General features: G+C 59.3%; 14 protein-coding genes and 3 pseudogenes. 10 read left to right on the plus strand and 7 right to left on the minus strand.

Annotated elements, in window-relative coordinates:
* Window positions 1–40: 40 nt before the first annotated feature.
* The 4 genes and pseudogenes from BLQ98_RS14580 to BLQ98_RS14595 all read left to right on the plus strand — a co-directional run.
* A complete protein-coding gene (locus BLQ98_RS14580; RefSeq protein ID WP_007803215.1) occupies window positions 41–919 on the plus strand; it encodes a TniB family NTP-binding protein in 879 nt (292 codons plus the stop codon).
* A complete protein-coding gene (locus BLQ98_RS14585) occupies window positions 856–1,707 on the plus strand; it encodes a TniQ family protein (protein ID WP_081731462.1) in 852 nt (283 codons plus the stop codon). Before BLQ98_RS14580 ends, BLQ98_RS14585 begins: the two co-directional genes overlap by 64 nt.
* Window positions 1,708–1,825: 118 nt before the next feature.
* Window positions 1,826–2,617 (plus strand): TniQ family protein, encoded by a 792-nt coding sequence (locus BLQ98_RS14590; RefSeq protein WP_024099409.1) that lies wholly within the window; start codon window positions 1,826–1,828, stop codon window positions 2,615–2,617.
* A gap of 43 nt (window positions 2,618–2,660) precedes the next feature.
* Window positions 2,661–3,176 (plus strand): annotated as a pseudogene (locus BLQ98_RS14595) (IS110 family RNA-guided transposase); the annotation flags it as partial.
* Window positions 3,177–3,522: 346 nt separating this feature from the next.
* Here BLQ98_RS14595 and BLQ98_RS14605 read toward each other — a convergent pair.
* From BLQ98_RS14605 to BLQ98_RS18115, 3 genes and pseudogenes are all read right to left on the minus strand, one after another.
* A complete protein-coding gene (locus BLQ98_RS14605; RefSeq protein WP_024099412.1) occupies window positions 3,523–4,962 on the minus strand; it encodes a hypothetical protein in 1,440 nt (479 codons plus the stop codon).
* A 149-nt stretch (window positions 4,963–5,111) separates the two neighbouring features.
* Window positions 5,112–5,965 (minus strand): annotated as a pseudogene (locus BLQ98_RS14610) (IS5 family transposase).
* A gap of 390 nt (window positions 5,966–6,355) precedes the next feature.
* A pseudogene (locus BLQ98_RS18115) lies at window positions 6,356–6,520 on the minus strand (IS110 family transposase); the annotation flags it as partial.
* Window positions 6,521–6,665: 145 nt separating this feature from the next.
* Here BLQ98_RS18115 and BLQ98_RS14615 point away from each other — a divergent pair.
* Genes BLQ98_RS14615 through BLQ98_RS14625 form a run of 3 tightly spaced genes read left to right on the plus strand, consistent with a single transcriptional unit; the run spans window position 6,666 to window position 9,971 of the window.
* Window positions 6,666–8,300, plus strand: coding sequence for a TnsB C-terminal domain-containing protein (locus BLQ98_RS14615; protein ID WP_024099411.1), 1,635 nt, complete (start codon window positions 6,666–6,668; stop codon window positions 8,298–8,300).
* Complete coding sequence (locus BLQ98_RS14620; protein WP_235872058.1) at window positions 8,260–9,183, plus strand: TniB family NTP-binding protein; 924 nt, start codon at window positions 8,260–8,262, stop codon at window positions 9,181–9,183. The genes BLQ98_RS14615 and BLQ98_RS14620 overlap by 41 nt, the downstream gene beginning before the upstream one ends.
* Window positions 9,180–9,971, plus strand: coding sequence for a TniQ family protein (locus tag BLQ98_RS14625; RefSeq protein ID WP_093734026.1), 792 nt, complete (start codon window positions 9,180–9,182; stop codon window positions 9,969–9,971). Before BLQ98_RS14620 ends, BLQ98_RS14625 begins: the two co-directional genes overlap by 4 nt.
* A 312-nt stretch (window positions 9,972–10,283) precedes the next feature.
* Here BLQ98_RS14625 and BLQ98_RS14635 read toward each other — a convergent pair whose 3' ends face one another.
* The gene (locus tag BLQ98_RS14635) at window positions 10,284–11,207 is read right to left on the minus strand and encodes an HTH domain-containing protein (protein ID WP_167354554.1); all 924 of its coding nucleotides are present in this window, start codon (window positions 11,205–11,207) and stop codon (window positions 10,284–10,286) included.
* Window positions 11,208–11,250: 43 nt separating this feature from the next.
* On the opposite strand from BLQ98_RS14635, the gene BLQ98_RS14640 reads away from it, so the two are divergent.
* The 3 genes from BLQ98_RS14640 to BLQ98_RS18375 are packed head-to-tail and all read left to right on the plus strand — an operon-like array spanning window position 11,251 to window position 12,232.
* Window positions 11,251–11,520 carry a hypothetical protein gene (locus tag BLQ98_RS14640; protein WP_093734029.1) on the plus strand — a complete coding sequence of 90 codons (270 nt, stop codon included), beginning with the start codon at window positions 11,251–11,253 and terminating at the stop codon, window positions 11,518–11,520.
* An 8-nt stretch (window positions 11,521–11,528) separates the two neighbouring features.
* A complete protein-coding gene (locus BLQ98_RS18370) occupies window positions 11,529–11,942 on the plus strand; it encodes a hypothetical protein (RefSeq protein ID WP_208596072.1) in 414 nt (137 codons plus the stop codon).
* Between the two features lie 20 nt (window positions 11,943–11,962).
* Entirely contained in the window at window positions 11,963–12,232 is a 270-nt protein-coding gene (locus tag BLQ98_RS18375) for a DEAD/DEAH box helicase family protein (protein ID WP_208596073.1), read from the plus strand.
* Between the two features lie 35 nt (window positions 12,233–12,267).
* Here the strand turns inward: BLQ98_RS18375 and BLQ98_RS18635 are convergent, their stop codons facing one another.
* From BLQ98_RS18635 to sorA, 3 genes are all read right to left on the minus strand, one after another.
* Window positions 12,268–12,390, minus strand: coding sequence for a recombinase family protein (locus BLQ98_RS18635; protein ID WP_244148444.1), 123 nt, complete (start codon window positions 12,388–12,390; stop codon window positions 12,268–12,270).
* Window positions 12,391–12,769: 379 nt separating this feature from the next.
* The gene (sorB, locus tag BLQ98_RS14655) at window positions 12,770–13,075 is read right to left on the minus strand and encodes a SorB family sulfite dehydrogenase c-type cytochrome subunit (RefSeq protein ID WP_237066204.1); all 306 of its coding nucleotides are present in this window, start codon (window positions 13,073–13,075) and stop codon (window positions 12,770–12,772) included.
* 10 nt (window positions 13,076–13,085) lie between these two features.
* On the minus strand, window positions 13,086–14,288 hold the full coding sequence (gene sorA / locus BLQ98_RS14660; RefSeq protein ID WP_093734031.1) for a SorA family sulfite dehydrogenase catalytic subunit: 1,203 nt from the start codon (window positions 14,286–14,288) through the stop codon (window positions 13,086–13,088).
* Between the last annotated feature and the right edge of the window lie 39 nt (window positions 14,289–14,327).

A 14,327-nucleotide genomic window follows, 5' to 3' on the forward strand; every position in this document is an offset into this window, starting at 1 on the left:
CGCCCATCGCGCCCCATGTTCAAGGTGGAGCGCTGGTGAATTGAGGGCAGAAACTGAAGACGACGGCCGCATCGCCCTCATTCAATCGGACATCTGGATCGGCTTTCCCCGAGCGGAGCAAGTGCTGGACCGGCTGCATGGTCTGATTGAGATGTCGCGGCAGACCCGCATGCCTGGCCTTCTGGTGCATGGGGCGTCCGGCATCGGCAAAACAATGATCGCCCGCAACCTGTCGCGACGCTATGCGCCGGAGTATGATCCGGAGTCGGGCGTCACCCACACCCCGTTACTTCTGTTGCAGGCGCCACCCGCTCCTGATGAGCGGCGGTTCTATATGCACATCCTCGCAGCCGTCGGAGCCCCGTCGTCGACGCTGAGCCTGAAGGCGCAGAGTGTTGCCTCGCTGGAAGTTCGGGTCGTGGGCCTTTTGCGCGACCTCGGGCTGCGGATGATCATGATCGACGAAGTCCACAACCTTCTTGCGGGCACGCATAGGGAACAGCGCCGGTTCCTCAATGTCTTGAGGTATCTCAGCAACGAGCTGGAGGCATCTTTGGTCTGCTACGGTGTCAGCGAAGCCGTCGATGCCATTCGCGGCGATGTCCAACTGGCCCGTCGGCTTGATGAACACCACCTGCCGAATTGGCGCGATGATGCCGAGTTTTCGGATATGATCCAGACATTGATCGCGGCCATGCCGCTGGAGAAGAAATCCAATCTGCAAGTGCGGTCGCTCAAGCAGATCCTCGCATTAACTGGCGGGGTGACGTCCCGCATCTTTGCCTTGGTCAAGGATCTGTCCATCGACGCGATCATCAGCGGTGACGAGTGCGTCACTGATGATGCCATCGCAAAATGGACACCGGTCTGGTCGCGCCATGCAAACGCTCAGCGACGGCTCGAGAAATCTGGGGCGTGACGTGTATCCCGCTGCCGATATCGGTGACGCCAGTGCCGGACGAGTTGCTTTCTGGTTGGTTATCGCGACTGGCCGCTTCCAATCATTGCGAGGTAGCAGACCTGCTCGCCCATATCGGGATCGACGCAAAATATGCTGCAGCCCTTGATTTTGATCTCGACATGCTGGCCGCGGATAGGATTTCCGTTGCGGCGCGCTTCGATCCAGCGTTCGTGTCGTCGATGACTTTCGCGGCGATGCCGGAAGCAGAGATGCGGTTGACCGCACAGGTGCCGTTCCAGGCTTGCACAAGCTGCGCTGATGGCGGCCTTGAGCTCAGGCACTGGCGTAGGGCCTGGGCGTTCGACTGCCAGATTTGTGGTGCCCGGCTTCTTCCAAAGGCCGACAGGCAAAATGGCGCAGCGGTCTCCGAAAAGCTGGTTGATCGTGCCCGCCGGGGGGCACGGATCCTGGAGCGTGTCGCGGTGTCGGGCAGCGCGCGTCAACTACGCCGAGCCATGCGGGCGGTCACCTTCGCGATGGGACTCAAAGCTTTATGTGGAGACCCTTTCTTCGCGCTTCAAAGCCCCCGCCCGAACATAAGGCTCTTCTGCCTTGCCGCCATTGCCTCCGCCCAATCACGTCCACTGGTAAAGGCTGCGTTGTGCAGCATGGACATCGACGTCTACGCACGAGTTGCCCTGCTTCGCGCCTACGATAAGGAGCCCCGACTGCTTGCAACCGTCGACCAGATTGCTCAGCGGATGCGACTACGCGTCGGCGGTTCAGCCACCTCATCTCAAATTTAAGGGCAAGAAAGGCCGGAAAACGCGCCGTGTCTCGGATTTAAGGGCAAGGCGACACCCACTTCCGAGAGAACCAGGAACGCCATTCGAACCCCCATCGGCGGCTCGAGAAGTCCGGGGTGTGAAGCCGCACCCGCTGCCCAAGACTGTCGCGCCGCTGCCAGACGAGTTGTTGTCAGGTTGGTTGTCTCGGCTAGCGGCGGCCAACTACTGTGATGATGCGGAACTACTGGCTCATCTCAGAATCGATACCGCGCATGGCACCGCCTTGAACTTCAACGTCGACGCGGCTGCGGCGGCGAAGATTGCCAACGCCGCACGGATTGACCCAGATGTTGTGCGATCTTTGACCTTCCCAGCAATGACGACACGAGAAGCCTCGCTGACGGCCCAGATACCATTCCAGCATTGCCTGCAATGTTCCAGAGAGGGCCTTTCGCTCAAGCATTGGAGGCGAGCCTGGGCATTCGACTGCCAGGTTTGTGGGACGAGACTTGTGCCGACGCTCGGCAAGGCCAGTGGCGAACAGATGCCCGAAAAGCTGATAAATCGTGCGCGCAACGGCGCCGCGCGGCTTGAATACGCCGCGCGATTACGCAGCTCCAAGCAATTTCGGCGCGCAATGCGCGCGGTCACCTTTGCCATATCATTAAAGGCCTTCCGCGGAGATCCGTTATACGCTCTTCAGGGCCACAGGCTGGAAGTAAGGCTGTTTGGCCTTGCTGCAATTGATGCAGCCCAATCCCGTCCACTGGTCAAAGCGGCCATCTCAAGCTCCGGCATCGACGACTATGCAAGGGTTGCTCTATTGCGCGCCTTCGATAAGGAGCCACGTCTGCTTGCCGCGGTCGATTACATCGCCCGGCAGCGCGCGAAAAGCATAGGCGCGATGGCAGTGGAATCTCATAATTAAGGGCAAAAAATATCCCCGAACGCGTCGTGTCTCAGATTTAAGGGCAACGCGACAGTTGCCTGACCATGCTGCGGCTGCCATCCATGCGTTGATCTGCCAAGCGGAGGCGATTGCCGATCAGGCTGAGGCCCTGGAGAAACGGATCCTCGAGTGGCACCGGACGCACGAGACGAGCCGGCGACTGGCGACCATTCCCGGTATCGGACCGATCACCGCCAGCGCAATTGCTGCAAATGTTCCGGATCCGAGCCTGTTCCGCTCGGCACGACAGTTCGCGGCCTGGCTAGGCCTGACGCCACGGGCGAACTCAAGCAGTGGCAAGGATCGACAGACCGGGATCAGCAAGCAGGGTGATGGATATATCCGGCGACTGCTCGTTTCCGGCGCGACTGCGGTGCTTCGCTTTGCAAGGCAGGGCGATGCCGGCAAGGCTTGGATGCTTGGGCTTAAAGCACGCAAGCGACCGAAAGTCGTTGCGGTCGCGCTCGCCAACAAGACTGCCCGGATCGCTTGGGCGCTCCTGCGCCGCAACGAGATCTACGCGGCCCCTGTCTCCTGAGCGCGGAACCGCTGACGGAATGCGTGAAGCTGAGAAGAGATGACAAACCGGTCGAACCGGGGATCGGGACACCCCAGGGGGTCAAGGCGCAGAAAGCGCGCAATTTTGATTGGGACCCGATCCGCGGACTTCATCTGGGCCAGCGGCTAGACCGCACCACAAAGGCCGTAGACATGACTGCTTTCGGCATAGGCGCGTCAATTCCCAGCTTGCGCAGCAGGGGTCGTCCAGACATGGGAACACTTGCCCTCGCCAGAGATGCCCACTGCGCGTTGGCGACGGTCCACCAATGACTTGCGCCACCGGACCTGTGGGGGAACCGGCGCAGCGCCAGTTCCCCATCGGCTCATTCTGCCGGAACCCAGGGCCGGTTATAGGCTGCCACGCGCCAATCACCGTGTTCGATGAACCGGGGGGCGCTCCCGGTTTCCAGCGCCTCGGCTGCGGCGTTCAGCGCCTCGGGCGATGTCTCGGGCCAGGCGCCCGTTTCGATCCGTTCGACCAGGGTCTCGACGATGGCCGTGCTTTCGGCAGCCGTGAACTCGCAATGGCCCGTGCCCTGGACCAGCGACTGCCGATACAGATCGCCGGTACCCTGCTCCTGCACCAGCGCGCCGTAGCCTTCCATCAGCGTGTAGGGAATGGCCCAGTCGCCCAGCATGTGGATGCGGATCGCCGGAACCTGCAGATCGCCGGTCGTCGTGCGCCCGTCTGCGGCCCAGAAATCGCGCGCATAATCCGAGGCCGCGATGCGGGGGGCGGCGTCGATCCTGGCAATGTCGGCCTGAAGGTCCAAACCGGCCTGTTCGTAGAGCGCCTCAACCGTCCGCGCCATCGCGGGTGCGGCATTCTGGTAGAAGGCGGCATAGTCGACCCCCTCGTTCCCGGAAAGTTGCTGCCCCGATGCGGCGTTTTCGAACAGAAGCCGCGAGGACCCGCCAACATTACCGCCGATGCGCAGCGCCGAGGCCACGATCATGTCGGCCATGGCGCCGGCATCCGCGGTGTCGGGTAGTTCGGTCCCCTCGACCATCCACGGCGACCACTGTCCGATGGCGAAGGCAAGCGCCAGCCGCGCGCGGCCCTCCGGGCTTTCGCCCGCCGTTTCGATGGCGGCCATCCAGGACGCACGGATCGCGTCAAGGCTGCGCTCGCCACCCGCTCCGGCATTGGGCAGGCCGACGATGGCGAGATCGCTGGCCGGACCGTGCCCAGCGGCCTCATAGCTTTCGCCCAGCAGGGTCTGCATGGCGAACCAGCCATCCAGGAAACTGCTCATGATCCAGACCGGCGTATGGGCGGCAAGCACGGCGGCACCGTCGATCCTGTCCGGGTAATCCTCGGCCGAAGCGAGGCTGTCGAGCCCTCCGCCAGAACAGCCGTATTGCAGCACCATGTCAGGAGCGCGCTCCAGGTCCGTGAAAATGTCCTGAACAGCTTGTAGATTCAGGATTTCACGCTGCGGATCGTATTGCCACAGGCGCAGCGGGTGCCGGGCGAGCCCGGCGAAGGCATAGCCACGACCGAGCAGGTCGTCATACCGCTGGACCGCTGACGCGACCGAAACGTTGCTGGCGAAATCCAGATCCCTGAGTAGTCGACCATTCCAGTTCTCGGGCACGCGGATCAGCCATGCCGTCCCGTCCGGCAGGGTTCCCGCATGTTCGTTGAAGGCGGGCTGCTCCTGCGCCGACGCGAGCGGGGCGAAGCCCGCGGTCAGAGCGAGGCAAAGCACCACCATTCCGGTCCGCGAACGCGGGCCGGCCAAATTGGCTGTCCGTGACATGAATTTCCTCCAGTTTGATGCAGCGATGAAATCCGGCTCCTCTTCCGGGGAACCATCGCCGGGAAAAACATAGATAGCTAATTATTAGTGTCAAGGGCTCTGATGCACAAATCGGCTTAAGGCCGAGGTTCCCCTTTCCCCGGACGGACTTATCCCACAGCTTCCGTGACGGGTATTCCGAGCGCGGTGTAGCCGTTCAGGACGGCGATGCGGACCTGGAGTTCGGCGACCTGTCGATCGAAGTCCCGTGCCATGAGCCGCTGGCCCAGCAACTTGATACAATGCATCTTTGTCTCGACGCGGCTTCGGCGGTGGTATCCACTCCATCGTCGCCAGAGCGCGCGGCCCAGGTATTTCGCCGCGCGCAGGGCCTCATTTCGCGCCACGGCTCCGGCGGTGATCGTCTTCCAGGGCTTCGCGTTCTTGCGGGGCGGGATGACGGCATGGGCACCGCGATCTGCAATCGCATCGTGGCATTTGCGCGTGTCGTAGGCGCCATCAGCCGTAACGCTACCGATTTCCTGGTCCTGCGGGATTTGGTCGAGAAGGTGGGTAGGATGGGCGCATCACCGATGTGGCTCCCGGTGACTTCGACGGCCCGGATCTCCAACGTTTCTTCATCGATCCCAAGGTGGAGCTTGCGCCAGACGCGCCGTTTCGGGCCGCCATGCTTGCGTGCGTGCCACTCGCCTTCACCTTCGACCTTGATCCCGGTGCTGTCGATCAGCAGGTGCAACGGCCCCTTGGAGCCGCGGTAGGGGATGTTCACGGCCAAGGTCTTCTGGCGGCGAGATAGCGTGCTGAAGTCGGGCACCGTCCAGTTCAGGCCGACCAGCCGTAGCAGGCTCTCGACGAACCCGGTCGTCTGCCGGAGCGCCATGCCGAACAGCACTTTCATCGAGAGGCACGTCTGGATAGCGGCATCGCTGTAGGTCTGCTGGCGGCCACGCCTGCCTGTCGGCGCGGCATCCCAGCTCATCTCGGGGTCAAACCAGATCGTCAGCGAGCCCCGGCGCTTGACTGCTTCATTGTAGGCTGGCCAGTTCCTGGTCTTGTAGGTCGGGGGTATGGGTCTGCTCATGCAGCCTGACTAACAGACTGGATTCGCAAGGTGAAACCTTCACAGCATTTGCGCAACATGTATAACCGCCCCTTGCGCAAGAGGGTTTCTGGATCAGTTTCGCGCGGTGTCGGGTGCTGACATGTATCCGGCCTCTGTTGCGGCCATCATCACGCCGCGGGCCCGTATGGTGTTCGCAGGTCGGGTCCAGATCAAAGCCGCGTGCTCGATGGCACTCTGTTGCGCTCTGGTTCTCCCGATCCCGTCTCACGACCGTGCGCCAAACGTCTCCTTGCCCTCTTCCGCTCCGACGTCCTCGCGACCAGTGACGGCTTACGCCGCAGCGGTCGGAGACTGGTAGGCGCCGCCTCGGGCCATCAGCGCCCAGACGATCCGCGCCATTTTGTTCGCCAGCGCGACCCGCACCAGCATCGGCGGCTTGCGCGTCAGCATCTCGCCAAGCCATGTGCCCGGCCGGGCAGCGGCATGAACATGCCTGTCGCGTAGCCCTTAATTGTGAGATGAGAAATCCAACGAAATCAACGGCCTTGCTTTGCCCTTAAATATGATATTTTGCCTTTAAACCCGATATTTTTGCCCTTAAACCTGAGACAGGGTTCGCAGCTTCGTGTGGCAAATATTGATGGATGATGATCGCGAAGACTTCGTTGCCGCTGGTGCTGAGGAGGCGCGCAGGGCGGCCGTTCTGCGTCCGCTTGTTCAGGCATATCTCAAAGGAACTGGCAGTCTGGAAAGTGGCATCAATGACGCCGTTTGGGAGCTTGGTGTCAGCAGGGCGACTGTCTGGCGCTGGATAAAGCGTCTGGCCGAAGAGGGTGGGCGCACCAGCGCGCTGGCTTCTCGGAAACGGGGCCGCCCGACTGGTACAACCTTGATATCCGGCAAGGTGGAAGCGGTGATCGAAGAACATCTTCGCCGTTATTTCTTACGGCGGGAACGCCCAAGCCTGTCGCGCATCGTGACAGAAATCCGAAGCGCGTGCTGGCAGCAGGGCTTGCAACCGCCGACACGTCGGACGGTTCAGCGCAGGCTGGATGCAATGGATGCCCGTGAAATTGCCAAGGCACGCGAAGGCGCAAAGGCGGCCCGCCAGAAATTTGCGCCGGTCGTAGGCGACAACAAGGCAAACCGGCCACTGGAGGTCGTGCAAATCGACCATACGCCTGCGGACATCATTCTCGTCGACAGTTTTGAACGCAAACCAATTGGGCGGCCTTGGGTCACGCTGGCGATCGACGTCGCAACGCGGATGGTGACCGGATATTACACCTCTCTCGAGGCACCTTCGCGTCTGTCGGTGGCGCTTTGCCTGACACAGGCTGTGGCCCCCAAGGCGGAACTTCTGGCGGAATTGGTGCGCAATGTTCCTTGGCCCGCGCAGGGTAAACCGCATAGCATCCACGTCGATAACGGGCGCGATTTCCGGTCGCATGCCTTTCGGTCGGCATGTGCGGAATGGGGGATCGATCTGGTCTATCGGCCGCCAGGCAGTCCTCATTTCGGAGGGCACATCGAACGATTGATCGGCACGATGATGGGGGCCGTGCACCTGTTGCCTGGAACAACGCAATCCTCGGTCGTGGCCAAGGGCGACTATGACGCCGAGGGCATGGCCACGATGACCTTAAGCGACTTCGATCGCTGGTTTGCTCTGGAAATCTGCCGCTACAACAACAGCATTCATTCAAGTCTTGGCTGCACGCCCGTTGCCAAATGGGAGGCGCTCTCAGAGCAAATGATGGGCGATATCCCCTTCGAGATTGAAGCCTTTCGGGTGAGCTTTCTGCCAAGTGAACTGCGCAAGGTCAGGCGTGACGGCATCCATCTGTTCCAGATACGGTACTGGTCCGATGCGCTTGCAGGCCACATCGGGCGCGGGGATGGAAAGGTGGTCGTCCGCTACGACCCTCGCGACCTCTCGGTGATCTGGGTCGAACTGGATAATGACCGATACGTCGAAGCTCGGTACCGAAACCTGGAAATTCCGCCTGTGTCGCTCTGGGAATATCGCGAAGCCATGAGGAATGCCCGTGCCCTTGGCAAGTCCGGGTCCAATGAGCTGGTCCTGGCTGAGCTGATCCGACAGCAACGCCAAATCGAGTCTGAAAGCCGGAGCCTGACGAGGGCCGAACGCCGATCCCGTGAAAGAAAAGGGACATTGGAGGGCGCCAACTCGGCCGTCTCAACAACCGAAGGGCTGCGCGCGATCGATACGGGTGATACATCGCGCCCATTGTTCAAGGTGGAGAGATGGTGAATTGAGGGCAGGAAAAACAGAGGAAGACGGTCGGATCACCCTCATTCAATCGGATATCTGGATTGGCTTTCCGCGGGCCGAACAAGTTCTGGACCGTTTGCAGTGTATGATCGAAGCGCCAAGGCAAACCCGTATGCCTGGCCTTCTTGTGCATGGCGCGTCCGGGATCGGAAAGACGATGATCGCCCGCAATCTTTCGCGCAGATATGCACCGGAATATGACCCAGCATCGGGAATTACGCGAACGCCGCTGTTACTGTTACAAGCACCACCAGCTCCCGACGAACGACGGTTCTATCTGCACATCCTGGCGACCGTCGGGGCACCGGCCACGGCACTGAGCGCGCGCGCTCAAAATGTGGCCTCCCTCGAAGTCCGTGTCGTCGCGCTCTTGCGCGACCTTGGCCTGCGGATGATCATGATCGACGAAGTCCACAACCTCTTGGCCGGGACCCACCGCGAACAGCGCCGCTTTCTCAATGTTCTGCGGTATCTCAGCAATGAACTCGAAGTGTCGCTGGTCTGCCTGGGGGTCAGCGAGGCCGTCGATGCCATCCGTGGTGATATCCAGCTTGCCAGGCGGCTGGACGAACATCACCTTCCAAACTGGCGCGACGACGCCGAGTTCTCGGACATGATCCAGACACTCATCGCGGCAATGCCCCTCGAGAAGAAATCCAATCTGAAGGTCAAGTCACTAAAGCAGATACTTGCGCTGACCGGCGGGGTGACCTCGCGCATCTTCGCCCTGATCAAGGATCTTTCCATCGACGCCATTGTCACAGGTGATGAATGCATCACCGATGACGCAATCGCAAAATGGACGCCGGTTTGGTCGCGCCATGCGAACCCCCATCGGCGGCTCGAGAAGTCCGGGGTGTGAAGCCGCACCCGCTGCCCAAGACTGTCGCGCCGCTGCCCGACGAGTTGTTGTCAGGTTGGTTGTCTAGGCTAGCGGCGGCCAACTACTGTGATGATGCGGAACTACTGGCTCATCTCAGAATCGATACCGCGCATGGCACCGCCTTGAACTTCAACGTCGACGCGGCTGCGGCGGCGAAGATTGCCAACGCCGCACGGGTTGATCCAGATGTTGTGCGATCTTTGACCTTTCCAGCAATGACGACACGAGAAGCCTCGCTGACGGCCCAGATGCCATTCCAGCATTGCCTGCAATGCTCCAGAGAGGGCCTTTCGCTCAAGCATTGGAGGCGAGCCTGGGCATTCGACTGCCAGGTTTGCGGGACGAGACTTGTGCCGACGCTCGGCAAGCTCAGTGGCGAACAGATGCCCGAAAAGCTGATAAATCGTGCGCGCAACGGCGCCGCGCGGCTTGAATACGCCGCGCGATTACGCAGCCCCAAGCAACTTCGGCGCGCAATGCGCGCGGTCACCTTTGCCGTATCATTAAAGGCCTTCCGCGGAGATCCGTTATACGCTCTTCAGAGCCACAGGCCGGAAGTAAGGCTGTTTGGCCTTGCTGCAATTGATGCAGCCCAATCCCGTCCACTGGTCAAAGCGGCCATCTCAAGCTCCTGCATCGACGACTATGCAAGGGTTGCTCTATTGCGCGCCTTCGATAAGGAGCCACGTCTGCTTGCCGCGGTTGATCACATCGCCCGGCAGCGCGCGAAAAGCATAGGCGCGATAGCAGTCGAATCTCATAATTAAGGGCAAAAAATATCCCCGAACGCGTCGTGTCTCAGATTTAAGGGCAACGCGACAGCAGAGGTGACGCTATTTGAAGCGCCTTGCTGGGTCCCAAGACGGGCGATCGTATTCAACGCCCATCTTACTACCTTGGTATCACGCGCGTTTACGGCCAAATATCCAGCTTGGATCTCAAAATCGCGCCTTGCCTCGGGCGATAGGGCCTGCCCACCCCTATATCGGCGGCAGAGGTCTTGGAGGGCCGTTTTCTGCCGCCGGGTATCTTGGCTTTCGAGTTCGAACTTTAAAAAGGCGGCCTCAAGGTTGCTAATTCTACCTCTGCGCAAACCCTACCCTATCCTTTGCAGCAAGTAAGCCTAGGATGTGTGCGCTCCAAGGTTCGAAATCGTCAATGTCGTTTGGAAGAGCTCTAGTATGAATCCAGTCTGGATCATTAAGTGAGAGGCGTTTCGTTGTTGGCTCGAACCATTCGGGACTTTCCCACGTGACAACTATCACCAAATCGAGTTGGCCATCCATGTCGGTAAGGGCTGTCACGCACTCAATCTTAGGAGACTGCTCCACAGAACGCTCGAAAGTGGCAAGGGACAAGTCGAGGTCCTGTTGAAGAACGGCGACGGAGCAGTCTTGAATACCTAGGCGGTCCGTTGAAAAAAGCGAGGCGTCTTCTGCTGCGAGCGCTCCAGGAAAACCTATTGACCGACGGTTGGCGAACGTGTCGCGATCATCGCGGTAGCGTCCGATCCGGTAGGCTAGGATCTGGTCACGTTTTCGAACGACTGAAAAGGTCCAGATCGCACAATACCCATCTTTTTTCATGTCTTCGGGGTGCATCGTGGTGATCGAGTTGGAGCCGTTTAATCGTTCAGCGAACTCCGACATTGAAATGGTAGTGTTTTCAAGCGATGCTGCCATTGTATAGCGAATGGCGAGGCTGTCGGGCCGTTTGAGGTCGCGGGTCCGCCGCCGAGCGGGGAACTCAACCTTCCATTTCGATGGAAAATCTGGATCGGTTAGAAATTCCTTCAGCGCGAACTGCCCAGGCTCGGTTCGATAGAACGAAGATCCTTCGCGCGCTCGGAGAATATCTTCACTCAAACGCGCCTGTAAGGTTTTCTGCTGAGTTCTTCCGTGGAGATGCTCGGGAAGGATTTCCGCTTTGCGGGCAGCATCAAGGATGGACTTCGCCCCCATCGGGCGTCGCCGCGCCCGCAGTACGACCTTCGCGATATCCAAATATGAATCCACAGCGCCTCCAGCTTCACTATGGAGGATTGGCTTGGGAGGCGCAATCTACGAGAAGGCCTTGACTGGCGATTACGGCGGCTTGGCGTCGACCAAAGGCACTTCGGTAAATTCATCAGATCATATGTTTGCGTTGCAACAAGTTGATTTTCCTGAGTTATTTGCCGCTGAATTTCTGGACATTGCTGCGTCGAGCGAGCGAAACAAAATCGAAACAGGACCAAACCTAACTGTCGGCCGCTGTTCGTTGGGAGTGCGCTTATTGCGGGCGATCGTCATGATTGCGATTGTACAAAAAGTATAAGTGTCTTCGTGTCAAAATCCGCAAACCAGAACCCCGAACAGGTCGCTCCCGATCAGATTGACAAGCGACTGCTGGCTGCAGGTTGGGTGGTGCAGGATAAGGTGTCGCTTAATCCCAGTGCGGCCTCGGGAGTAGCGGTGCGGGAATATCCGACGGACACTGGACCGGCCGACTATGTCCTTTTCGTCGACGGTCGTGCTGTCGGCGTGGTCGAGGCGAAACCGGACAGCTTGGGTGAGCGTCTGACAACGGTAGAGGAGCAATCCTCAGGTTATGCGACTGCTAAGTTGAAATGGGTCGCCGGCGCGGAGCCGTTGCCGTTTATTTACGAGAGCACCGCCGTCGTCACCCGGTTCCCGACGGCCGAGATCCGCACCCCCGGTCACGCGAGGTATTCACGTTTCACCGTACTGAAACGCTGAAGGCATGGCGCAATGATCCGTTGTCCCTGCGGTCCGGGTTGCAGACGCTGCCGCACCTGAAAACCGACGGCCTGCGCGCGTGCCAGATCACGGCGATCACCAATCTCGAAACGTCATTGCAACGCGGTAAGCCCCGTGCGCTGGCGCAAATGGCCACCGGGTCAGGTAAGACGTTCACTGCCATCACCGAGGACCTCGACAACCTCCCGGAACCAGATGTCTTGATGTCCGAGATTATGGAAAACTTGGAAGCAGCGATGGAGCAGTTCGCGGCGGCCAGCCGGGCTTAAACTGAAATGGTGTTCACGGATCAAATAGGAAAAAATTAAACTCTGGAAATATCACCATCGCGCAGAAATGAAAGTGCAGCAATGAGCCCCGGTCGCTCGGTCTTGGCACCAGAGACACCGCGGTCTTCAAAGATGTGGGCAGCCCCGACGGCATTCAAAGCGTCAAGCTGAAGGGAGATCTTGCTCTGCAGTCAAGACCCTCGCGTATCCAATGAGGGACAAGATTTTCCTCTAGGCTTGGGTAGGGTCATGAGGCGTCTCCGACAAACCTATCTGTCCGCAAACCCATTCAAAAATCAAGTTGTCCAAGAACACGGTGCGAAGGCATTTTAGGACTGCCTTTGCGCTTGTCCATCAAACGCACGTTGGATGGATCAAGCCTTGTACAGCGTTAATCAGGTTAGGCTCATCCGAATGAGCAGCTGCCAGAGCGAGAGGCAGATACTTCTGATTTAGCACTTAGAAGCTTGGAGTGTTGCAGTTTGACAAGATGACCGGAGAACGCTCCGATCATCTTTTACTTGGGTTTCGTAAACTCTAGTACTGTGCGGCCAGATACGCAGCGATGATATCGCCATCCTCTTCGGTAATTGGCGCACCGTAGATTGCGATCATCTTGTGTACTTCGGCCTTCCAGAAGTCAGGGCCTTTGCCGGGAGGCTGGTATTCGATGTAATCGGTCGAATGGCAGGTTATGCAATTGGCTTCGGCCACATCTGATCCGTCTCCGGCGCGGAACACGACGGAGCCATCATAGGGCATGTCATAGATGACGGAATCCGCGATGGCGGCTTGGGCCAGGAAGGTCAGTCCAGCCAAAGCGGCTATGTGAAAGGTTTTCATTGTCATCTCCTCAGGCTGCCGTGAGACGTGTGGTTTCGACGACGTTGCGCATATAGCCCGATGGGTTCCATTGCGCTTGCATCGGTTGGGTCTGGCCGTTCGCATTTGTCGCGCGCACCAACAGTGACACCTCACCCGACGCCACGGGCATCGACAGCGTCCATTCGCGGAATGCGTATTTTCCCATGTCCTCGCCCAAGGATGCTTTTTGCCATGTCTTGCCGTCATCTGCGGAGACGCTGACCTCGGTAATGCCAGATCCGCCATCGAACGCTATTCCCCGCAGTGCGAGCGGCGCATTCGCAGCTACTGCCGCGCCATCCAGCACATTGGTGATAAAGGACCGGACGTTGAAGCGGGCGATCGGCACGGTCGTTTCAGGCTTGGTGCCAGGTTCGACACATGCGCAACTGTTGTCCGGGATGCGATAGGCCGTCGTCATCCAGAACGAGTCCAATGGCGTGTCGCGCACGATTATCTGGTTGAGGTGCTTGACCCAGTAGGTGCCGTAGTGCCCCGGGACCACAAGACGGAGAGGATAGCCATTCAGCCAGGGCAGATCTTCGCCATTCATGGCCCACGCCAGCATGACTTCGCCGTCCATGGCATGGGCCAGTTCCAGCGACTTGGTAAAGTCGGGGGTGTCGGGCAGGACAGGCCCATCCAACCCTTCGAATGCGACCTGAATCGCCCCGTCTTGCACGCCCGCCTTTTCAAGGACGGATTTTAGGGAAACGCCAGTCCAGCGTGCGTTACCCATCAAGCCATTCCCTGCCTGCCCACCACCGACACGTGGCGTGACAAAGCCACGGCTGTTGCCTGAACATTGATGAACTGCGACCAGATCAATCGTATCGAATTGCGATTTCAGGTCAGCGAGAGACAGCGACATGGGCGTGGCCACTGTGCCGGCGATCTCGAGTGTGAAGGTGTCAGGATCAATCTCGGTCGGGATGTCAGCCAAGTGGTACCGCACGAAAAACGCGTCATTGGGGGTCAACATGCCTTCATTGAACACACTGAACGGCGTCTCCAACTGCGGCGGTCGGGATGACAGCTGCAGCAAAGGCCGCTTCCCCGGATAGGCGACCAGCGACCGATCTCCATTTTCAAAACCCAGCGATACTGTTTCAGCGAGCAATGGCGTGCCGCCAGCCATCACGAATCCGGCAGCAGCCCCGGTGGATGCGATCATCTGTCGTCTGTTGAACATGGTTCCCCCATTTTTCTGCGATCGCTATGACGTGCTTGT

This window comes from Sulfitobacter litoralis (assembly GCF_900103185.1).
Lineage (GTDB): Bacteria > Pseudomonadota > Alphaproteobacteria > Rhodobacterales > Rhodobacteraceae > Sulfitobacter > Sulfitobacter litoralis.

Bases quoted from the DNA above. Each gene is read 5' to 3' on its own strand.
- BLQ98_RS14605 (WP_024099412.1), bottom strand. From the start codon at position 4,962: ATGTCACGGACAGCCAATTTGGCCGGCCCGCGTTCGCGGACCGGAATG.
- BLQ98_RS14615 (WP_024099411.1), top strand. From the start codon at position 6,666: ATGGATGATGATCGCGAAGACTTCGTTGCCGCTGGTGCTGAGGAGGCG.
- sorB (WP_237066204.1), bottom strand. From the start codon at position 13,075: ATGAAAACCTTTCACATAGCCGCTTTGGCTGGACTGACCTTCCTGGCC.
- sorA (WP_093734031.1), bottom strand. From the start codon at position 14,288: ATGTTCAACAGACGACAGATGATCGCATCCACCGGGGCTGCTGCCGGA.
- BLQ98_RS14585 (WP_081731462.1), top strand. From the start codon at position 856: ATGGACACCGGTCTGGTCGCGCCATGCAAACGCTCAGCGACGGCTCGA.